This window comes from Stenotrophomonas sp. 05N423 (assembly GCF_056397145.1).
Genome location: NZ_JBFTMV010000002.1, coordinates 80,759 through 100,460, shown reverse-complemented (window position 1 = coordinate 100,460; position 19,702 = coordinate 80,759). Strand labels below are relative to the sequence as shown.

The window sequence follows — 19,702 nt, the reverse complement described above, 5'->3', positions numbered from 1 at the left end:
GCAAACCTGTGCGCACTCCCGGCAAGCCCATGCACGGAATCGGCAAACGCGGCCGATCGCGCTGGTTTCAAGAGTCGGAGAACGTGCCCCGCATCAGGGTTTCGCTCGGCAGCTCGCCGAATACGCGCCGGTAATTGTCGGCAAACCGCGACAGGTCCCACAGACCGCAGCTCAGTGCGATCGACTTGACCGATTTGCGCCCGGCATCGGCGGAGGAAAGCGTGCGGCACGCTTCGCACAAGCGCAGCATCGACAGGTAACGCACCGGCGATATGCCGACCAGTTCCTCGAAGGCATAGCGCAGCGCACGCTCGCTGACGCCCGCCGCATCGCACAGTTCCTGCATGTAGATATGCCGGCGGATGTTGGCGCGCATCATGTCCTCCGCCCGCCGCAGGATCAGATAGCGCACGCGGCGCGCGCGGCTGCTGACGCGGCGCTCCACCGGCCCGTTGGCGAACAGTTCGCCGGCGTGCGCATCGAGCAGCGCGTCGATCTCGTTCGAAGTGACTTCGCCACAGCGGATGCGCTGCTGCAGGCCCTGGTAGTGATCCTGCAGCGGTGGCAGCTCGCGCCCGCTGACCAGGGGCACATCGAGGCCGCCGGCATCGATGCTGCCCAGGCGGCGGCTGGCGGCGCGCTCCTGGAAACGCCGCAACGGCACCAGCACGAACGTCACCCGGCTGTTCGCCCCCAGCGCGAATTCGGTGACGCCCTCCGGCATCACCGAAATGATTCCCCCGGACGACAGCGGCACGCCGTGGCACCAGCTGGTTTCCGGGTCCACCGTTTCCATCCAGCCAAGCAGGCACCAGTCCACCGGCAGCATGAACCGCCCGCGCGCCCGCGCGGCGATCTCGAAAGTGCACAGCAGCGCCTGGTCGTGGACGAACGACGTCACCGCGGCCATCGGCGGCTGGCCATCGAGCAATACCAGTTCGACGTGGCAGACGCGCAGGACGCCTCCCAACGTGGACAAATCGAACGACTTCAAATGCCGATCACAGATCATCGCATCCATGTGAACGCCCATGCCCGGACGGGTATCCCGTCGTAAGCCTGACCTTCGGATACGGCCGGCGCCCCGGCGCATCCCCCCTTGATTGAACCGCGGACTGGAAACCGCATGAAAAACCACACCCGGCCCACCCCGTTCCGCCGGCAATACATAACCAATATGCCGGGACGACCATGTGTACGAGGATCGCACAAATGGAGAAATACATCACAGATACGCACTTCCGCAATATCTTGCCGAATATGTGTATGCGCGCCGGATCCGAATTGAAATGATCCTCCTCGGGCATGCCTGCCATGCCAAAGGGGGAATACGGGGGAATACCGGTGCGATTATCCGGAGGCCCCGGACCAGCTGCGTTCATCCCCTCCGGCCAGGCCGCATGCCCGGGACAATCCCGGCGGGTGTCGCCCACCCGCGTTCGCCCGGCGTACCCCGGCGCGTTGCCGGCCCCGGGCTTTCATGGAGAGCATCATGAACGCCAAGATCCGCAGGTTTTTCGCAGAAGAAGACGGTGTCACCGCGCTGGAGTATGGCCTGCTCGCCGCCGTGGTCGCCGGTGCGCTGGTGGTCATCGCCGGCCCGGCACTTCGAACTTTCTTCACGACGCTGTTCGCCCAGCTGACGGCAGCCGTCACCGCTGCGTTCGCCTGACAGGCACGCGGCCGTGCCTCCGTTGTCGGCAGCCATCGCGGCGGTGCTGGGCCTGCAGGTCGTATATACCGACCTGTACGCCCGGCGCGTTCCCAACCGCGGGTTGCTGGCGGCGGCAATGGCCGGCGTCGTGGCGATGCTGATGCTGCCACCGGTTTCGACCGGCTTCACCGATGCGATGACCGGCCTGCTGCTCGGCCTGGTGCTCCTGCTTCCGTTCCACCTGGTCGGCTGGATGGGCGCTGGCGACGTGAAATTGTTTTCGGTACTGGGACTGCTGTTGGGCGGCAACGCCCTCCTGCCGCTCTGGATAATCGCCAGCCTGCTTGCCGGGGCACACGCGGCGGCCTGGATCGCCGCGAAGAACAGGGTGCTACCGGATTTCATCGCCCATTATCCACCGGTGATCCGCGCATATAGATTCGTGAATGAAAGCGAACTGTCCAGGAAAATGAAAGCATCGCGCGAGGGACGCAGGGGAATTCCCTATGCCGCCTATCTCGGCATCGCGACCCTGCTGATTATTTTCACCGGGGTTTCACATGGATAAACAACCGGACCACGGATTCAATATGAAAAGGCAGCGCGGGGTGGTCAGCATCGAATATGCGCTCCTGCTGATGCTGGGGATATTGCCGCTGCTGCTGGTCACCTTCACCGGGGTGATGATCTTCGCCGCGCAGCAGTCGCTGACCCTGGCCGCGGGAGAAGGCGCGCGCGCCGCCCTGCGCTATGGCGATGTCCCGGCGCGCCGCAGCAACGCCTGCCAGGCTTCGGCGCGCTCGATGCAATGGCTGCTGGATTTTTCCGGGCAGGCCGCCGACTGCCAGGGCGCGGCGGCCGAACCCATCGTCGTATCCGACGCCTATCCCTGTGCGAACGACGGTACGACGCGCTGCATGCAGGTCAGCGTTTCCTACGACTACGACCGCCACCCCTTCATTCCCGGGACCGGGCGCCTGCTGGGCTGGGTGATGGGCGAGCGGATGCGCAGCAGCGCCATCGTGCAACTGGATACCGGCGGCAACTGACGCCACACGCTTCCAAGGGGGGAAAGCACCATGCCCAGGGCCATAAGAATCACGGCAGTACTGCTCCTGGCGATCGCCGTGCTGCTGGCGATCATCGCCATCGGCATCGGGCGCCGTTCGCCGCAGGCGGTGCAGGCTTCTTCGCCCACGGCCGCGCCGGCACCGCGTTACGACGTGGTCGTGGCGGCCAGGCCGTTGACGGCGGGCATGCCGTTGACTGCCAACGACCTGACGGTCGCCACGCTCGCCCAGCAACCACCGGGCGCCTTCGTCTACGTGGGCGAGGTGACCGGCGGCGTCCTGCTGCAGGACATCGACGCCGGGCAGCCGATACCGCGCAGCGGCGTATCGCGCGGCATCGCCCTGGCCCTGAATCCCGGCGAGCGGGCAGTGGCGGTGCCGGTGGACGAACTGGCCAGCGCCGGCAACCGCGTCGCGCCGGGCGACCATGTGGATGTGTTCATGAGCCTGCCCGGCGTGGCCGGAACCGCGGGCTCCCAGCAGGGCGGCATGCAGGCGCGCCTGCTGTTGTCGCGCCTGCGCGTGCTGGGCTACGGCGAGCGCGACATGCTGTCCGCGGCGCCAACCGCGGACCCGGCAGCGCCTGAAGAAACCAGAGCGCCGGAACCCGGCAGCCGCGCCTCGTCCATCATCGGGCACAGCGGCAGCGGTGCCGGTGGCGGAAGTACGGCGACGACACCGGCAAGGACCGCGGTGCTGGCCGTTCCGGTGGAAATGATCGGACGCCTGCTACTCGGCGCGCAGAGCGGCAAGCTGTTCCTGGCCCTGCGCAATCCGGTCGACACCGCGGTGGCCGACAACACCCTGTTCACCGCACCGGCGCCGGTGCTGACCCTGCGCCGCGGGCTGGATGGCATGGCGGCCGAAGAGGCGCAGCGGCCGGAAAACCAGGCGTTCGCAGGCGTCGACCTGGGCGGGCTGGCCGGCACGCGGAACGCGCCGCCCGCCATCGCCGCCGCCGTACCGCAACGGGCCTTGCCGCGGCGCATTCCGGCCGCGGGCAGCATCGAGATCGTGCGCGGCTCCAGTCCCGCCACCCCGCTGTCCTCGCCGTGAAAGGGAGTTCGACCATGGCAAAGCCTGCCCATCGCCTGCCCCGCGCCCTGCTCCGGTTGTCCCTGACCACCGCGACGCTGGCAGCGGTTCTGCCGGCCATCGCCCTGGCCCAGGCGATGGCCAGCGAGTCCGTGCAGCTGGAACTCCACGAGCAGCGTCCGTGGACCTTGCCCGCGGATGTGGAACGGATCGCCATCGCCGACCCGGAGATCGCCGACGTCACTTCCCTGCGCGACAAGCGCCACGTGCTGCTGGTCGGCAGGAGCGCCGGCAGCACCACGCTGATGCTGTGGCAGCGCCAGCAATCCGCGCCGACCCGCATCCGCGTCGATGTCCGCAGCGCGGTGCAGCGCGGCCTGCTCGATGCCCGCTCCCCCGCCGTGGCCGTGCAGGACGGGCAGGGCCTGCTGCAGGGAGAAACGCCCACGCTGCTGGCGCACGAGTCGGCGCGCAAGGCGGTGGCCAGCGCGATCGGCGAGAAGGGCGTCATCAACGACGTATCCACCATCGCCAGCGGCGGCGTGGTGCAGGTGGAAGTGAAGGTGGTCGAATTCAATCGCAGCGTGCTCCGCCAGATCGGCGTGAACTTCAGGAACACCAACGGCGGCTTCAGCTACGGCTTCACGTCGCCGTCCGGCGCCAGCGGCAGTGGCGGCGCCCTGTCCTCGGCCTTCAAGCTGGTCGCCAGTTCACTCCCCCACAGCTGGAACGCCAGCATCGACCTGCTGCAGAGCAACGGCATGGCCCGCGTGCTGGCCGAGCCCACCCTGGTGGCCTTGTCCGGCCAGAGCGCGAGCTTCCTGGCCGGCGGCGAACTGCCGATCCTCGAACCGCAGGGCCTGGGCACCACCACGGTGACGTTCAAGCCCTTCGGCATCGGCCTGACGGTCACTCCCACGGTGCTGTCGCCGGACCGCATCGCGCTGAAAGTGGCGCCCGAGGCGAGCGACCTGGACTACACCCGCGGCATCAGCCTGGACGGGGTGCAGATCCCGGCCATCTCCACCCGGCGTGCGGACACCACCGTCGAACTGGGCGACGGCGAGAGCTTCGTCATCGGCGGGCTGGTGAGCAGCCAGCTGTCGTCGATGGTCAACAAGATCCCGCTGCTGGGCGACATCCCGGTGATCGGCTCGTTCTTCCGCAACCTGGACTACAAGCGCGAAGACAAGGAACTGGTGATCGTGGTCACCCCGCGTCTGGTGCGGCCGCTGGCCAAGGGCACCGACATTCCGCTGCCGGGCCAGCGCGAAGCCACGCCACACCTGCCGGTCTGGGGTTCGTGGCTGCTGCACCCGGCCTCGCCCGACCAGTTGCCGGGCTTCTCCCGCTGACGCCCGCCATGCCATCGGTCATGCCACTGCCGCTCATGCACCAGACCCCGACCCTGCAACTGGTGCTCTACGCCCCCGACAACCGGCACATGGCGCGGTTGGGCTCGACCTTGTCCGGGCATGCGCAGCTCACCTGGGTGGACAGCCGCGAAGTGCCGCCGCCGCAACTGGCCAGGGTTGCCGCCGGCGCGCCGCTGGTCCTGCTCGACTACTGCGGTGGCAACGCCGGCTATTCGTCCGATCTGGCGCGGCAGCTGGCCGCCACGGCCTGCGCGCTGCCGTTGGTCGGCGTCGGAACCGAAGGACCGGAACAGGCCCATCACCTGCTGGTGGCGGTACGCGCCGGCGTGCGCGATTTCATCGACATCGACAATACCGCCGCGCAGATGCTCGAGGTATTCGAGCGCATCACCCGCCTGCCGCCTCCCTCCCCCACGGCGGCGACGCCCGCACCGGCCGTCGCACCCGCCGGACGCCTGGTCCTGCTCCATGGCGTGCGCGCTGGCGTCGGCGCCAGCATGCTCGCCGTCCATCTGGCAGCACAGCTGGCCGCGCGCCTGCGCCATCCCGGCAGCGGCGGGCGGGCCGCCAACCCGGTCCTGCTGCTGGATCTCGGCCAGCCCCACGGCGATGGCGCGCTCTACCTGGGCGTGGAAAGCCACTTCGGTTACGAGGAAGCGCTGCGCAACGTCGAGCGCATCGACCCCACCTTCGCCACCACCGCCCTGGCCCACCACGGCAGCGGCCTGGCGCTGCTGGGCATGGCCGGCACCGTCCTGCCCCCCGTGTACGAGCCGGCGGCATTGCTGCGCCAGCTGCGTGGCATCTTCCCGCTGGTCGTCGCCGACACGGGCGGCATGCCGATGTCCCAGGTTCCCCCCGCGCTGCTGAAGCAGGCGCATGAGATCTGGCTGGTCGCCGACCAGGGCATCGGCTCGCTGGTCTCGCTGGACCAGGCCGTGCGCGACCTGGAACAACGCGAACTGCGCGACGAACGCCTGCACCTGCTGGTCAACCGTTACGACCCGGACGGCGGCCTGAGCGACCGTCAGATCGCCGAGCGCTTCGCCCTTCCGCTGCTGGCGACGCTGCCCGAGCGCAGCCGGGCGCTGCGCGCCAGCACCGGGCTCGGCCGCCTGCTCACCGAGAGCGCGCCGCGCGACCCGTACGTACGCGCCCTGCAGCCGCTGTTGCAGCACCTGGCCGGCGGCCGCGACGCGGCGCCGATCACCTCCCCCATCGCCCGCCTCGCCTCTCTCCTGGGTCGCTAACCATGGAAGACAAAGTCACTCCACTGCCGCAGCGCATGGTGCCTCCCGCCATCGAGGCGGACGCGCCGCCGGGCGTGCCGTTCGACCAGACCGAGCAGTTCCAGAGCATGCTTTCGGCCGCGCACGAATACCTGCTCAACCACATCGAGGACGAGCGGGTCGACATCGACGCCTGGTCGCCCTCGACCATCGCCCGGTTCGTGCAGGCGCAGACCGCCGCCTTCGTCAAGGAATGGAAGATCCCGGTCAACGCGCAGGAGATGGAGACCGTCGCCATCGCGCTGCAGAAGGAACTGATCGGCTTCGGCCCGCTGGACGACCTGCTGTACGACCCGGAGATCGAGGACATCCTCATCAACGGCTACAAGGACGTGCATGTCTCCAGCGGCGGCGTGCTGCAGCGCGCGCCGCAACGCTTCAGCGACGACCGCCACCTGCTGCGCATCCTGCGCCGGATCATCGCCCCGCTCGGCCGGCGCCTGGACGACTCCAACCCCATGGTCGACGCGCGCCTGCCCAATGGTGGCCGCCTCAATGCGATCATCTCGCCGCTGGCCGTCGACGGGCCGATGGTCTCGATCCGCAAGTTCCGCAAGGATCCGTTCACGCCCGACGAACTGCTCGGCCGCGGCGCCTTCGACAAGCCCATCTACGCGCTGCTCAACGCGATGGTGCGCGGGCGCTGCAACATCCTGATCTCCGGCGGCACCAGTTCCGGCAAGACCTCGCTGCTCAACGCACTGGCCACCTTCATCCCGCACAACGAGCGCGTCATCACCATCGAAGATACCGCCGAGCTGTCGCTCAACCATCCGCATGTGGTGCGCCTGGAAAGCCGGCTGGGCGGTTTCGACGGCAGTGGCGCGGTCAACATCCGCGACCTGGTCCGCAACAGCCTGCGCATGCGCCCGGACCGGATCGTGGTGGGCGAGGTACGCGGCGCCGAGGTGCTGGAAATGCTGCAGGCGATGAACACCGGCCACGACGGCTCGATGGCCACCATCCACGCCAATTCACCGCGCGACTGCCTGTACCGGCTGGAGATGCTGGCCGGCTTCGCCGGCTTCCAGGGCAGCGAAGAGAGCCTGCGCCGGCAGATCGCCAGCGCCATCGACTTCATCGTGCAGATCTCGCGGCTTGGCAACGGCCGCCGCGTGATCCTGTCCGTCACCGAAATAACCGGCGTCAGCGACAACATCATCAGCAGCCAGGAACTGTTCAAGCACGAAAGCTGGATCGACACCGACAGCCGCGAGCGCGACCGCTGGCTCGGTCTCGGCTTCCACCCGCATTGCCACAAGCTCGAACCGTTCCGCATGGAACTGCGCCAGGCCTCGCTCGGGGAACTGCCGTGAGCGGGGCGCTGCTGGTGGCCAGCATCGCCCTGCTGCTGGCGGTTGGCGCCATCCATCTGTGGTGGGGCGTGGCCGCGCGCCATCAGCAGCGCGCCGCCGCGCTGCACGCCGAGACCCGGCTGGCGCCGACAACCGCCGCCGTGCCCGGCAACACAGCCATCGCGCAACCGCCCCGGCAACGCTGGGCCGAACTGCTGCGCCGCGCGGGCCTGCACGACAGCCGGCGCATGCTCGTCCTGCTGTGCCTGCCCGCCCTCGTCCTGCCGGTCGGCGCCGCCATCCGCCTGGGCTCGGCCTGGGCCGGAGCGCTCACGCTGCTGCTGTATGCGCTCGGCCTGGGTCTGTGGCTGCAGCGGCGCATCGGCAAGGTCCGCCAGCGGTTGATCGCGCAGATGCCGGATTTCCTGGAGAACATGGTGCGCATGGCCGGCATCGGCAACAGCCTGTCGATGGCCTTCCAGAGCGCCACGCAGAACGTCACGCCGCCGCTGCGCCCCATCCTCGACAACGCGCTGGGCTATACCCGCGCCGGCATGGACCTGGACCGTGCCCTGCTGCAGGCAGCCCAGGCGTATCGTCTGCAGCCGCTGGAAATGCTGTCGGTGATCCTCGGCACCAGCATCCGCATCGGCGGCCGCAGCGACCAGATCCTGCAGCGCATGAGCGATTTCATGCGCGACATGGAAGAAGTCCAGCGCGAACTGCAGGCGACGACCTCCGAAACGCGCATGTCGGCCTGGGTGTTGGGCCTGCTGCCGGTGGTCTCGGCGCTGTCCATGGCCCTGCTCAATCCGGATTTCTTCCAGCCCATGTTCCATGAGCCGCTGGGGCGCAAGCTCCTGCTGCTGGCGGTCGCGCTGGAAGCTGGCGGCGCGTTCGTCCTGTACCGGTTGGCGAAATCGATATGAACCGATGCCTGCCCCTGCCGCCGCGCCCCATCCTCGAGACCGGCGCATGAACCTGCTCTTCGCCCTCGCCGTCGCCTGCGTGGCGCTGGCCCTGCTGCTGGCCGCCGCCGGCCTGTTGTTCCAGGACCGGCGCGCGCAGCAGGTCAAGGCGACCCTGCAGCACGCACTGGATCATGCGCAGAAGCCGCCCGAGCCGGTACCGCCGCCGCGCGGCCGCTGGCAGGCGCTGTTCGCCGAACTCAGCACCATCGGCGAACACTTCGAGGGCAGCCGCCTGCAGAAGATGCTGCTGGCCCCCGAAGACCGGCTGCTGCTCGAACAGGTCGGCTGGAACCACCATGCCGGCGCCACCGCCTTCCTGGCGCTGCGCGTGCTGCTGGCCGCACTGCTGCCGGTGCTCGGCCTGCTGCTGGTGCAGCCGCATGGCCTGCGTGCCGCGGCCCTGGTGGTCAGCGGATTCGCGCTGGGCATCCTGCTGCCCAAGTTGGCGTTGCGCGGCTGGGCCGGCCGCCTGCGGCGCAGGGTCGACGATGAGCTGCCGCTGCTGATCGACCTGCTGCGCCTGCTGCAGGGTGTGGGCTTCAGCATCGACCAGAGCCTGCAGATGATCGGCGACAAGCTGCAGATGGCTATCCCGACGCTGGGAGGCGAGATCCGCCAGGCCAACGCCGCCTATACCCGCGGCCGCAGCCGCGCGCAGTCCCTGCGCCGCCTTGCCGAGGACTTCGGCAACGACGACCTGCGCAGCCTGGTGCAGATGGTGCTGCAGGTGCACCAGCACGGCGGCGCGGTGCAGGAACCGCTCAGGCAGTTCGGCATGCGGCTGCGTGAGCAGCGGCGGATGAAGATGAAGGAAAAGGTGGGGAAACTGTCCGTGAAAATGACCGTGGTGATGATGTTGACCCTGCTGCCGGCGCTGATGCTGGTGCTGTCGGGTCCCGCCGTCCTTGCCCTGGCGAGCGCGCTCGCCGGGATGGGCAAGTCATGAACCGCGCGGTGCTGCCCCCGCTGCTCGTCCTGCTGCTGGCGGCCTGCGCGCATGGCGGAACGGCCTACCGCCAACCGCCGCTGGAACCAACGCTGGAACCGGCGCCGCAGGACGATCGCGGCATGTATCTGGCGTTGATCCGGCAGATGCAGGACCAGGGCGCGTATTACGCGTCGCTGGCGCATGTGGACGCCTTCAGGAAGCGGTTCGGCGATACCCCCGACCTGCGGATACTGGAAGCCGACGCCCAGCGCGAGACCGGCAATGGCGATGCCGCCGCCGCGCTCTACCGCAGCCTGGTACGCGGCCCCCAGGCCGCTCCCGCCTGGCATGGACTCGGCCTTGTCGCCGCCGCTGCCGGCGACCGCGACAACGCGCAGCTGGCGCTCGCCAACGCGGTGCGCCTGGAACCGCTGGAACCGCGCTACCTCGGCGATCTCGGCTTCGCCCTGCTGCAGTCCGGGCGCATCGCCGATGCGCGCGCGCCCTTGGCCAAGGCCGCCGAACTGGCACCGGACAGTTCGCGCGCGGCCGCCAACCTGGCGCTCTGGGCGCTGCTGTCCGGCCAATCCGGTCTGGCCGAGACGATCATGCGCGGCGCCCGTCTTTCCGGGCCGGTGCGCGATGAAGTCATCCGTCTGTACGCCACGCTGCGTTCGCCGCCCACCGCACCGGCGCAGGCGCAGGCATCGCCCGCTTCGCCGGTAGCCGCAGGCGATACCGTCCAGCGTCCGCCCGGCTCCATGCTCGAACGCTTCGCTCCTTCGTCCGACCGCTCCGATGAGGTGATGCCATGACACGTTCCCTCTTCGTGCTGTGCCTGCTGCTGGCGATGCCATGGCCGCCGGCCAATGCCCAGCACCTGCCGCTCACCGCACGTACCGACATGCCCGCCGTGCCGATCGCCGCCACGGAACCGGCAATACGGCAGAACGCTTCGCCGTCGCCAGCGGCGGATGCACCCGCATTCGTTCCTGCTGGGATCGGCGAAACCACCCGGGCCCTGCTCCGGCTGCAGGCCGAAGGCACGCAGGCCGGCAACGCGCTGCCGATGCTGGGCGAAGCGGCGAGCCGCAGCTACCAGCGCTATCTCGACAGCTTCAAGCATCCGGTTCCCGAATACTTCGACGCCGCACTGCCCGCCTCGGGAAGTGGCCGGTCCAGCCGCTGAGGCCGCCATGACCGCGCCGCGCGCCCGTCCGCAACCATTCCGCGCCTTCGGCGCGCGCTTCCTCCCTGTCCAGCGCGGCGGCGGCTCGGTGATGATGATGTTGCTGCTGCTGGGCCTGGTGGCGATCCTCGGCCTGGTGGAGATCGGCCATCTCTACTGGGCCAAGCGCGAGGCGCAGAAGGTCGCCGATCTGGCCGCACTCGCCGGTGCGCAGCGGCTGGAACTGTGCAGCGCCGACAACCAGGACAACCGCGCCTCGCGCCAGAACGCGATCGAGCAGAACCGGTTCGCGGGCAGCATCGCGATCGTCTGCGGCAACTGGGGTATCGCCAATCCGGCCGCGGACCATTTCCGCGAAACCATCGACGGCGACCACCCACTCAACGCGGTCAAGGTCACCACGCGCCGCGCCGCCGTACCCTTCTTCGGCCAGAACGCCGGCCTTCCGACCGTCCAGGCCCAGGCCGTGGCCAAGCGCACGCCGCCCAGCGCGGTATTCACCGTCGGCTCCCAGTTGCTTCGAGTCAACGGCAACTCGCCGCTGGGCAATGTCCTGCGCCTGGTCGGCGTCAACGTCGATACCGCCACCGTGCTCGCCTACGACGGCCTGGCCCAGGCCAGGATCACGCCAGCGGGCCTGCTGGACGCCTTGGGCTTTCCGGTCGACGTCGACATGAGCGTGGCCGATTTCAACCAGTTCCTGGCGGCGAACAAGGTCTCGCTGGGCCGGCTTCTGAATGCCACCACGACCGTGCTGGAACGCAACGGCATGGCAGGACTGCGTCTGGATGCACTGGCCAACCGGATCGGCACGCAACTGGACCTGGACCGCCTCGATCTCCAGCTTGGCAGCACCGGGCAGGCTGGCGGCCTGTTCGCGGCGGTGGTCGCGCCCGACGGCACCATCGGCAGCGCGCTGCAGGCCGATGTCAATGCGATGGACCTGGTCACCACCGCCATCGCCATCGCTTCGCGCGGCCGCGGCGTGGCGGTGGACAATCTCGCCCTCGTCGGCGGGGTCGACGTGCGCGCTGGCATCATCGAGCCGCCGTCCATCGCCATCGGCGGTGTCGGTGCACGCGCCTACAACGCCCAAGTCCGCGTGGCGATCGATATCGACAGCGAGAAGATCCCCGGATTGGGCCAGGTCCTGTCCACGCTCGGGACACGGCTGAAACTGCCGGTCTATGCCGACGTCACCAATGCGATGGGCACGCTGACCTCGCTGCAATGCGGGCAGGCGCCGCCGACGGCGACCATCCGCGTCGATGCCTCGGTGCTGCGCAGCTGCGTAGGCAAGGTGCCTGCCGCCGATGTGTTCTCCAGGAGCGAGGTCTGCGACACCCGCCTGCAGAACGAGCAGTTGCTGACCCTGCTGGGCGCCCCTCTGATCAACGACAGGATCAGCATCGACGCCCTCGCCGGCAGCCAGTCGCTGACACTGGCCGCGGGCGAGACCGGTTCGACCCGGATCAACCCGCTGGCGGTTGGCGATACGGTCGACCGCCTGGTGGACGAACTGCTCAAGGTCGTCTCGCGCATGCTCGACCCCCGTGGCCAGGGAATGAACCAGCCCACCACCGCCGCCAACCTCGCCGATCAGTTCCTGAAAGCCGCCAATCCCGGCGGCGGCCGCTACGATGTGGACCGCACCATCAACCTGCTGCGTACGGGAAGCCAGGGGCTTCCACCACTCGACTGGAACGTCACCAAGGGCGTGCCCTACGCCTGTGGCCTGCTCAATCTGGACACATGTTTCCACGATGGTTCGGTCTGGGAAGGCTACCGTGCCACGGCGACCGGCCAGGGTCTGGGCGCACTCAGCGGCCTGCTCGGCAGCTTGCTGGGTGGCCTGGCCGTCGAGCGCTGCAACAGCCTGCTCGGCAATCTGGCCTACAACGACTGCCTCAAGCGCAATCTGACTTCCTACCTCCAGACCGCACCGGGCGGCCTGCTGGATGCCTACAGTGGCAGCGGCGTGACCAGTCCGGGCAGCGGCCCGGTGACCTGCAACGGCCTGTTGTGCCTGGTCCTGAAGCCGGTGCTCGATTTCCTCAAGCCCCTCCTCAACAGCGTCGGCACCCTGCTTACCCAGGCGCTGGCCGAGGTGCTCGGGCTGGAACTTGGCCGCACCGACGTGCACGTACAGTCGATCCAGTGCACCCCGGCGCAGTTGGTCTACTGATGGCTGCAGCAGCACGAAAAACAGCGACCGGCGGTGGATTTCCGGCCGTTTTCCACATGCTAGACTCGGCGCCAATCACCGCCGGCATGGACAGTCCGGCGGTTGTCGCGATCCGGGGGATTCGAGGACTATGAGAACGATGGATACGTTACCCGCGTGGCTGTTCTGCGCCCTGCTTGCACTGGCCGGCCTGGCCGCCGCACCCGATGCGCATGCCGGACGCTGGCAGCGCGGCGAGGCCGAAGTTCCCGCGGCGCCCGCCCGCAGCGAAGACAGCGTCATCGGCAATACGGTGAACGATCTGCAGCGGCTGATGGGCAACCGCGAACTCACCGAGATGCGCACCACCTACAACGGCAACTACGGCGCCAGCCTGCTGTTCCATGCCGAGTCGCTGAACTACTACGTCGCCCTGTTCCATGAAAAGGAATTCTGGCGCGTGATCCGCACCGAATCGGCCGAGAGCGCCGAGACGCTGTACCAGACCTTCGCCGAACAGACCAAAGAACTGGCCCAGGTCTACCTGGACACCATCCGCCTGCAGGCAGGCAAGGCCTACAGCGAAAAACTGGTCGCGCTCAACGAGCGTCGCCTGCGCGGCCTGCAGCAGGAAGCCGAACAGCAGCGCCAGCAGTCGCTGCAGGTCAGCAACGCGCTCCAGGAGCGCAAGCAGCAGGCGGTCGCGCTCAGTTCGGACCTGCGCGCCACCAACACCCAGCTGGAAGCGTTGAACCAGCAGATCAAGGCGCTGCAGGCGCAGCAGGTCAACCCGGAACTGTCGCTGCCCGCCAGCGCCGCTCCGGCGCCCATGGCAGGCAACGCACCCGCCGCCGCCGCGCAGGAACAGCCCGCGCACCCCTGATCCGCCGCATCGCGCGGACATGAGAGCGGCCCGCCACACGGCGGGCCGCTGCATGTCCACCGTCCGGAAACCACGACGGCTTGTCCGCGCAGGTCAGTCCTGCCAGCGGAACACATCCTCCACACCGACGCCGAACGCGCGCGCGATGCGGAACGCCAGTTCCAGCGACGGTGCGTACCGCCCCGCTTCCAGCGCGATGATGGTCTGCCGGGTCACGCCGCAGGCGTCGGCCAGTGCCTGCTGGGTCATTTCGCCGCGCTCGAAGCGCAGCCGGCGGATGTCGTTGCCGATCGGCGTGCCGCTCATCGACGGTCTCGCCAGTAGTGCCAGACGATGACCGCTGCATGCAGGCTCAAGGAAATGCAGATCAACCAGACGAGAAAGTTCCCCAGCCAATAGCCGGTGCGTGAAGCGACGAAATCCCCATAGCCTTCCGCCAGCACCGAAACGACCACCAGCATCAGCATCAAGGCGATATAGCCGACCCGCATGCCCTGCGCCTGGATGATCCTGTCGCGCTCGTCGGCCACCAGCGTTCTGTCCTTGCGGATGAAGAAAAAGTACCCGACCCAGAACAGAAGCCAAGCCTGATAGCCGACATTCTTTTCCAACCCGCCATTGGAGAAGAACAGCCGCCACCCCACCAATCCGGCCGACAGGCCGAATGCGGCCAGCACCAGCCATGCCGTCTTCTCGTGCCGGTTCATCGCCGCAAGCATCTCCCTTCCCTTCATCCGCCCTTCCTCCATGACATGTTCGACGTCCTGTGGCCACTTCATGCCCTGGCCCCACGTCGGTCGCGCCAGTACTGGAGTACCGTCGCCGCATACTCGACCAGGCAGCTCACCATCAACGCGCACACCAGCAGGTTGGCGATGACGAAAGGCCTGGCCCATTGCAGTTTTTCCGCCGGCGACAGGCCCAGCATCAGGGCGATGCCGACCACGCCGGCGACCAGCGCGCCACGGCCCCATGCCGCCGCGACCTGCTCGACGCCACGATCGCGCTCGTCGCCGCGTACGGCGCCCTTCCAGCGCGAATCCAGCAGCTGCGACAACACGGTCCATGCAACCAGCAGCATCACCAGGTTGCGTGCGACCGCGCCGGCATCGGGATCGTTCCAGCGCGTCATGTGCAGGAACAGCGGTGCCTTGGCCAGGCCATAGACGATGGCCAGCGACATGAAGCCCAGCCCCAGCCACGCCTTCCACTCGCCCGGCGAACCAGCGCTTTCCAGATCCTCGCGTGTGGCCCGGCCGATGCCGTGCAAGGCCGCCCACATCGCGCCCATCAGCAACAGCACGCCGATGTTGCCGCTATCGAAGCCCAGCACCCGCGCCGGCCCGGCCAGCAGCAGCCACATCGCCAGTGCCGCCACGACCGCCAACCCCGCGACCTTCCCTTTGTTCACGATGTCACCCATGGCATACGAAATGTAATGTAGACATTACATTCACCCAGCTTGATGTCAAATATTTTTTACATCGACTTGCATCCGTACGCTCTGCCACCATCTCGGGCGAGAACTTTCCCTGCGAGCACCGCGATGTCCGATCTGCCCTACGTTTTCGACGCCACGACCGAGACCTTCGAGACCGAGGTCCTGCAGAAATCGCTGCAGACGCCGGTGCTGGTGGACTTCTGGGCGACCTGGTGCGGGCCGTGCAAGACGCTGGGGCCGATCCTGGAGAAGCTGGCCGGCGATTACCACGGCGCCTTCGAGCTGGCCAAGGTCGACGTGGACAAGGAGCAGCAGATCGCCGCCGCATTCCAGATCCGTTCGGTGCCCACTGTCTTCCTGGTCAAGGGCGGGCAGATCGTCGATGGCTTCCCCGGCGCCCTTCCGGAAGGGCAACTGCGCGAGTTCCTGGCCCAGCACGGCGTCACCCCGGCCGAAGCGCCTGCCGAGGTCGAAGCCGAGGCCGCCCCGCTGGATCCGCTGTCGCAGGTCGCCGCGTTGCGCGAGGCCATCGCCGCCGAGCCGGACAAGGCCGAGCTGAAGCTGGACCTGGCGCTGGCCCTGATCAGGACCGGCGACGTACGCGAGGCCAGCCAGCTGCTCGATGCCCTGCCTGCCAACCTTGCCACCGACGACCGCGCCGTCCGTGCCCGCGCGCGACTGGACTTCCACGCCGCGCTGGCCGGGGCGCCATCGATCGATGCGCTGGCCGCACGCGTGCAGGCCGACGGCAACGATCTGGAAGCGCGCCATCTGCTCGGCATCCACCACCTGCTGGGCGGGCAGGACGAGGCGGCGCTGGAGCAATTCCTGGAAATGCTCAGAGTCGACCGCAACTACAGCGAAGGGCTGCCGCGCAAGGCGCTGATCGACGCGTTCCGCGTCGTCGAGGACGAAGACCTCGTCGGCCGTTACCGCCGCCGCATGTCGTCGCTGCTGTTCTGAGTGTCATTGTGCGTTCAGGCAGGCGAAACACCGCCTGCCCGATAATGCGCCGTTCATCGTAGTGATGACGCGCGGCACTCCTGCCGTGCCATCTGGGGGATGGAGGGCGCGAGCAGCACCGGGCTCCGGTTCCCGCGACTGAAGGACCGATTGCCCATGATGTTGTTCAACCGACGTGCGTTGCGCCTGACCGCCCTGCTCCAGATCGCGCTGGCCACGCTGCCGTTGTCGTGTTCGGCCGCGGCCAGCGCGCAGGACTGGACCTATCGCGTGCGCCCGGGCGACACCCTGTGGGACCTGGGGACGCGCTATCTCAAGCCGACCGTGTCCTGGGAAGAGCTACAGGGCCATAACGCGGTTTCCAATCCTTACCGTCTGCCACCGGGCCAGGTGCTGCGTTTCCCCATCGCCTGGCTGCGGGTGGAACCCGCGCCGGCGCGTGTCGTGGCCGTGCGCGGCCAGGTCGAGATCGCAGGCGACGACCGTGCCGCCAGCGCCGCCCGCGAAGGCATGCAGTTGCCCATCGGCAGCCGTATCCGCACCGGCGCCGACGCCAGCATCACCCTGGCCTTCGCCGACGATTCGCGCCTGCTGCTGCGCGAAAATTCGGAGCTGCGCCTGGACCAGCTCAGCAGCTATGGCGCCACCGGCATGGTGGATACCCGCCTGCGCCTGCAGCGCGGCCGCAGCAGCAACCGGGTGACTCCGGCGCAGGGGCCGGCGTCGCGCTACATGATCACCGCGCCCACCGCCACCAGCAGCGTGCGCGGCACCGTGTTCCGCGTCAGCGCGGGACAGGATGGCGACCCGGCCGCCACCGAGGTGGTCGAAGGCCGGGTGCAGGTGGGCAACCGCCATGGCCAGCAGATGGTCGATCCCGGCCAGGCCAGCCTGAGCGCATCCGCCGCACGGGCGCCGGCGCCGGTCCAGCCGCTGCTCGCCGCACCGGCGTTCGACCCGGCCGGCCTGCGGCTTGAACCGCTGCCGCTGCTGGCCGCCTGGCAGGCCGTGCCGCAGGCGCGCGGCTACCGCGTCGAGGTGGTGCGCGCCGATGCGCCCGACGTCCTGCTGTTCGCGCGCGACACCCGCGATTCCAGCATCCGCATCGACGACCTGCCGCCCGGGCAGCTGCGCCTGCTGGTACGCGCCGTCGATGCCGAGGGTGTCGAGGGCCACGACAGCGCCCACGACTTCCAGGTTCCCGACGGCCTGCCGCCGCCGCTGACCACCGCCCCCCTGCACGGCCAGACCCTCAACCAGGCGCATCCGCGGTTCGCGTGGGCGCAGGTGACCGGTGCCACCGGCAGCCTGCTGCAGATCGCGCGCGAGCCGGATTTCCGGCAGCCGCTGGCCGAACGCCGGACCGACGCCACCCGCCTGCGCTCGCCTGTCGCGCTCGCACCCGGCGACTACTATTGGCGGGTCGCGTCGGTGGACGCGCAGGGCCAGGGCGGCCGCTATGGGCAGGCCCTGCCGCTGCGGATCAGCGATGCCGCGCCGGATCCCGGCCTGCAGCCGGCGCAGGCGGGCAAAGGCCAGCTGACACTGCGCTGGCAAGCCGGCGCCGACGGCCAGCGCTATCGCGTGCAGGTGGACCGCCGCGGCGATTTCAGCGCGCCATTGCTCGACCGCGAAACCACCGCGCCCGAGATTTCGATGAAGCAGCCCTGGCGCGGCGGCACCCTGCACGTGCGGGTGCAGTACATCGACGACGACGGCTACGCCGGGCCGTTCTCCACCGCCCAGCAGATCCGCCTGCCCTGCAAGCTCTGCTACGGCGCCGGAGCCGGCGCCCTGCTGTTGCTGGCCCTATGAGGGCACTCCTGCTGCCCTGGCCGCAGCGGCTGCTGCTGGCCGCCGTCCTCGGGATCCTGGCCGGATGGACCAGCCAGGCGCGCCTGTTCTGGCAGCAGGACGAACATGTCTACGACCAGTTGGTGGGCGGCTGGGACTATCCCCCCGACGACAGCCTGGCCATCGTGGCCATCGACGAGCGCAGCCTGCAGCAGCTGGGACAGTGGCCCTGGCCACGCGGTACGCATGCGCGCCTGCTGGACCGCCTGCACGAGGCCGGCGCGCGCCGCGTCGCGCTGGACCTGATGTTCCCCGAGCCCGACCGCAAGGACGCCACCCAGGACCTGGAACTGGCCGCCGCGATCAAGCGCAGCGGCAATGTCGTACTGCCGGTGCTGGCCGCGGCGGCCGGCGACGAAGCGGTGCCCGAGGAACTGCTGCCGGTGCCGGTGCTGGCCTCCGCCGCCAAGGGACTGGCGCATACCGACATCGAGGTCGATGGCGACGGCATCGCCCGCGGGCTGTACCTGAAGGCGGGCGTCGGCTCGGCCTATTGGCCGGCACTGGGCCTGGCGCTGAGCGGCAAGGACGGCCCGGTGCCGGGTCTCGGCGACCCGGCACCGGAAACCGCCTCGCCCTACCAGTGGCGGCGCGACAACTACGTGCGGCTGCGCTATGCCGGGCCGCCCGGCACCTTCCCGCAGGTATCCTATATCGACGTGCTCGAAGGCCGCTTGCCGCCCGGACTGCTGCGCGACCGGCTGGTGATCGTCGGCATGACCGCCAGCGGCATCGCCCCGCGCCTGCTCACGCCGACCTCGCGCGAGAGCTGGATGAGCGGCACCGAGTACCAGGCCAACGTCGCCTCCATGCTGCTGGGCGGACACGTGATCCTGCCGTTGCCTCCACTCGTCCAGTCCGGAGCGGTCGTCGCGCTGGTGGCGCTGTGTGCGCTGGGCATGACCCAGCGGCGGCTGTCGCCCTGGCTGGTCACGGTCGCGGCGCTTGCACTCCCCCTGCTGCTCAGCCTGGTCCTGCTGCGTGGCTTCGACCTGTGGTTCGCACCGGCGGCGGCCGTCGCCGGCGCCATGCTGATGCTGCTGGCATGGGGGCTGTGGCAGATGCGCTACTGGCGCCGCCAGGCCAACCGCGACCCGTTGACCGGCCTGGCCAACCGCATGCGCTTCGAGGAAGCGCTGCACCTGGAGTACGAGGCGGCCCGGCGCAGCGGGCGGCCGTTGAGCCTGGTCCTGATCGATCTGGACAACTTCAAGCACTACAACGACACCTTCGGCCACCACGTCGGCGACCTCGTGCTGCAGCAGACCGCGCGCCTGATCGGCGAACTGGCGCGGCGGCCGCGCGACCTGGCCGCGCGCTTCGGCGGCGACGAGTTCGCGCTGGTGCTGCCCGATACCAGCAGCGAAGGCGCGACCCAACTGATCGAAGCCCTCCTCGCCCGCGTCCGCCAGGCCGGCATCGCCGTGGGCAAGGGGCGCCAGGCCAGGATCAGCGTCACCGCCGGCCTGGGAACCATCGTGCCCGATGCCGATGGCCTGCCGGCGCAGTTGTTCCGCGACACCGACGCCGCTCTCTACCAGGCCAAGGCCGCTGGCCGGGATGGCTACCGGGTGACACCGGCCGGCTGAC

At 68.8% G+C, this 19,702-nt stretch carries 20 protein-coding genes; 16 read left to right on the top strand and 4 right to left on the bottom strand.

Annotated features, from left to right (window positions below; genetic code table 11):
* Positions 1–67 precede the first annotated feature (67 nt).
* On the bottom strand, positions 68–979 hold the full coding sequence (locus AC1DGW_RS04345; protein ID WP_478019830.1) for a helix-turn-helix domain-containing protein: 912 nt from the start codon (positions 977–979) through the stop codon (positions 68–70).
* 513 nt (positions 980–1,492) lie between these two features.
* Here AC1DGW_RS04345 and AC1DGW_RS04340 point away from each other — a divergent pair.
* The 13 genes from AC1DGW_RS04340 to AC1DGW_RS04280 all read left to right on the top strand — a co-directional run bounded on the left by AC1DGW_RS04340 (position 1,493) and on the right by AC1DGW_RS04280 (position 13,854).
* Complete coding sequence (locus AC1DGW_RS04340; RefSeq protein WP_478019828.1) at positions 1,493–1,672, top strand: Flp family type IVb pilin; 180 nt, start codon at positions 1,493–1,495, stop codon at positions 1,670–1,672.
* 22 nt (positions 1,673–1,694) lie between these two features.
* The gene (locus AC1DGW_RS04335; RefSeq protein WP_478019826.1) at positions 1,695–2,222 is read left to right on the top strand and encodes a prepilin peptidase; all 528 of its coding nucleotides are present in this window, start codon (positions 1,695–1,697) and stop codon (positions 2,220–2,222) included.
* Between the two features lie 22 nt (positions 2,223–2,244).
* A complete protein-coding gene (locus AC1DGW_RS04330; protein WP_478019824.1) occupies positions 2,245–2,703 on the top strand; it encodes a pilus assembly protein in 459 nt (152 codons plus the stop codon).
* A gap of 30 nt (positions 2,704–2,733) precedes the next feature.
* A complete protein-coding gene (cpaB, locus tag AC1DGW_RS04325) occupies positions 2,734–3,780 on the top strand; it encodes a Flp pilus assembly protein CpaB (protein ID WP_478019822.1) in 1,047 nt (348 codons plus the stop codon).
* Positions 3,781–3,794: 14 nt separating this feature from the next.
* Entirely contained in the window at positions 3,795–5,114 is a 1,320-nt protein-coding gene (locus AC1DGW_RS04320; protein ID WP_478019820.1) for a type II and III secretion system protein family protein, read from the top strand.
* Positions 5,115–5,134: 20 nt separating this feature from the next.
* A complete protein-coding gene (locus tag AC1DGW_RS04315) occupies positions 5,135–6,385 on the top strand; it encodes a CpaE/TadZ family protein (RefSeq protein ID WP_478019818.1) in 1,251 nt (416 codons plus the stop codon).
* 2 nt (positions 6,386–6,387) lie between these two features.
* On the top strand, positions 6,388–7,740 hold the full coding sequence (locus AC1DGW_RS04310; protein ID WP_478019806.1) for a CpaF family protein: 1,353 nt from the start codon (positions 6,388–6,390) through the stop codon (positions 7,738–7,740).
* Positions 7,737–8,648: a type II secretion system F family protein gene (locus AC1DGW_RS04305; protein ID WP_478019804.1), complete on the top strand. Its 912-nt coding sequence runs from the start codon at positions 7,737–7,739 to the stop codon at positions 8,646–8,648. The genes AC1DGW_RS04310 and AC1DGW_RS04305 overlap by 4 nt, the downstream gene beginning before the upstream one ends.
* A 46-nt stretch (positions 8,649–8,694) precedes the next feature.
* On the top strand, positions 8,695–9,636 hold the full coding sequence (locus tag AC1DGW_RS04300) for a type II secretion system F family protein (RefSeq protein WP_478019802.1): 942 nt from the start codon (positions 8,695–8,697) through the stop codon (positions 9,634–9,636).
* A complete protein-coding gene (locus AC1DGW_RS04295; protein WP_478019800.1) occupies positions 9,633–10,433 on the top strand; it encodes a tetratricopeptide repeat protein in 801 nt (266 codons plus the stop codon). Before AC1DGW_RS04300 ends, AC1DGW_RS04295 begins: the two co-directional genes overlap by 4 nt.
* Complete coding sequence (locus AC1DGW_RS04290) at positions 10,430–10,807, top strand: DUF3613 domain-containing protein (RefSeq protein WP_478019798.1); 378 nt, start codon at positions 10,430–10,432, stop codon at positions 10,805–10,807. Before AC1DGW_RS04295 ends, AC1DGW_RS04290 begins: the two co-directional genes overlap by 4 nt.
* A gap of 91 nt (positions 10,808–10,898) precedes the next feature.
* Positions 10,899–12,992: a TadG family pilus assembly protein gene (locus AC1DGW_RS04285; RefSeq protein ID WP_478020661.1), complete on the top strand. Its 2,094-nt coding sequence runs from the start codon at positions 10,899–10,901 to the stop codon at positions 12,990–12,992.
* 139 nt (positions 12,993–13,131) lie between these two features.
* The gene (locus AC1DGW_RS04280) at positions 13,132–13,854 is read left to right on the top strand and encodes a DUF2968 domain-containing protein (RefSeq protein WP_478019796.1); all 723 of its coding nucleotides are present in this window, start codon (positions 13,132–13,134) and stop codon (positions 13,852–13,854) included.
* A gap of 93 nt (positions 13,855–13,947) precedes the next feature.
* Here AC1DGW_RS04280 and AC1DGW_RS04275 read toward each other — a convergent pair whose 3' ends face one another.
* Genes AC1DGW_RS04275 through AC1DGW_RS04265 form a run of 3 tightly spaced genes read right to left on the bottom strand, consistent with a single transcriptional unit; the run spans position 13,948 to position 15,265 of the window.
* Entirely contained in the window at positions 13,948–14,160 is a 213-nt protein-coding gene (locus AC1DGW_RS04275) for a helix-turn-helix transcriptional regulator (protein ID WP_478019794.1), read from the bottom strand.
* On the bottom strand, positions 14,157–14,633 hold the full coding sequence (locus tag AC1DGW_RS04270; protein ID WP_478019792.1) for a hypothetical protein: 477 nt from the start codon (positions 14,631–14,633) through the stop codon (positions 14,157–14,159). The genes AC1DGW_RS04275 and AC1DGW_RS04270 overlap by 4 nt, the downstream gene beginning before the upstream one ends.
* The gene (locus AC1DGW_RS04265; protein ID WP_478019789.1) at positions 14,630–15,265 is read right to left on the bottom strand and encodes a hypothetical protein; all 636 of its coding nucleotides are present in this window, start codon (positions 15,263–15,265) and stop codon (positions 14,630–14,632) included. The genes AC1DGW_RS04270 and AC1DGW_RS04265 overlap by 4 nt, the downstream gene beginning before the upstream one ends.
* A gap of 135 nt (positions 15,266–15,400) precedes the next feature.
* Between AC1DGW_RS04265 and trxA the strand changes: the two genes are divergently transcribed.
* The 3 genes from trxA to AC1DGW_RS04250 all read left to right on the top strand — a co-directional run bounded on the left by trxA (position 15,401) and on the right by AC1DGW_RS04250 (position 19,701).
* Positions 15,401–16,258 (top strand): thioredoxin, encoded by an 858-nt coding sequence (gene trxA / locus AC1DGW_RS04260; RefSeq protein WP_478019787.1) that lies wholly within the window; start codon positions 15,401–15,403, stop codon positions 16,256–16,258.
* Positions 16,259–16,414: 156 nt separating this feature from the next.
* Entirely contained in the window at positions 16,415–18,073 is a 1,659-nt protein-coding gene (locus AC1DGW_RS04255) for a FecR family protein (protein ID WP_478019785.1), read from the top strand.
* Positions 18,070–19,701, top strand: a complete 1,632-nt coding sequence (locus AC1DGW_RS04250; RefSeq protein ID WP_478019783.1) for a CHASE2 domain-containing protein — start codon at positions 18,070–18,072, stop codon at positions 19,699–19,701. The genes AC1DGW_RS04255 and AC1DGW_RS04250 overlap by 4 nt, the downstream gene beginning before the upstream one ends.
* The last annotated feature ends 1 nt before the right edge of the window (position 19,702 follow it).

Coding starts and splice junctions, on each gene's coding strand:
- AC1DGW_RS04340 (WP_478019828.1), top strand. CDS start 1,493: ATGAACGCCAAGATCCGCAGGTTTTTCGCAGAAGAAGACGGTGTCACC.
- AC1DGW_RS04330 (WP_478019824.1), top strand. CDS start 2,245: ATGAAAAGGCAGCGCGGGGTGGTCAGCATCGAATATGCGCTCCTGCTG.
- cpaB (WP_478019822.1), top strand. CDS start 2,734: ATGCCCAGGGCCATAAGAATCACGGCAGTACTGCTCCTGGCGATCGCC.
- AC1DGW_RS04320 (WP_478019820.1), top strand. CDS start 3,795: ATGGCAAAGCCTGCCCATCGCCTGCCCCGCGCCCTGCTCCGGTTGTCC.
- AC1DGW_RS04315 (WP_478019818.1), top strand. CDS start 5,135: ATGCCACTGCCGCTCATGCACCAGACCCCGACCCTGCAACTGGTGCTC.
- AC1DGW_RS04310 (WP_478019806.1), top strand. CDS start 6,388: ATGGAAGACAAAGTCACTCCACTGCCGCAGCGCATGGTGCCTCCCGCC.
- AC1DGW_RS04300 (WP_478019802.1), top strand. CDS start 8,695: ATGAACCTGCTCTTCGCCCTCGCCGTCGCCTGCGTGGCGCTGGCCCTG.
- AC1DGW_RS04295 (WP_478019800.1), top strand. CDS start 9,633: ATGAACCGCGCGGTGCTGCCCCCGCTGCTCGTCCTGCTGCTGGCGGCC.
- AC1DGW_RS04290 (WP_478019798.1), top strand. CDS start 10,430: ATGACACGTTCCCTCTTCGTGCTGTGCCTGCTGCTGGCGATGCCATGG.
- AC1DGW_RS04285 (WP_478020661.1), top strand. CDS start 10,899: ATGATGATGTTGCTGCTGCTGGGCCTGGTGGCGATCCTCGGCCTGGTG.
- AC1DGW_RS04280 (WP_478019796.1), top strand. CDS start 13,132: ATGGATACGTTACCCGCGTGGCTGTTCTGCGCCCTGCTTGCACTGGCC.
- AC1DGW_RS04275 (WP_478019794.1), bottom strand. CDS start 14,160: ATGAGCGGCACGCCGATCGGCAACGACATCCGCCGGCTGCGCTTCGAG.
- AC1DGW_RS04270 (WP_478019792.1), bottom strand. CDS start 14,633: ATGAAGTGGCCACAGGACGTCGAACATGTCATGGAGGAAGGGCGGATG.
- trxA (WP_478019787.1), top strand. CDS start 15,401: ATGTCCGATCTGCCCTACGTTTTCGACGCCACGACCGAGACCTTCGAG.
- AC1DGW_RS04255 (WP_478019785.1), top strand. CDS start 16,415: ATGATGTTGTTCAACCGACGTGCGTTGCGCCTGACCGCCCTGCTCCAG.
- AC1DGW_RS04250 (WP_478019783.1), top strand. CDS start 18,070: ATGAGGGCACTCCTGCTGCCCTGGCCGCAGCGGCTGCTGCTGGCCGCC.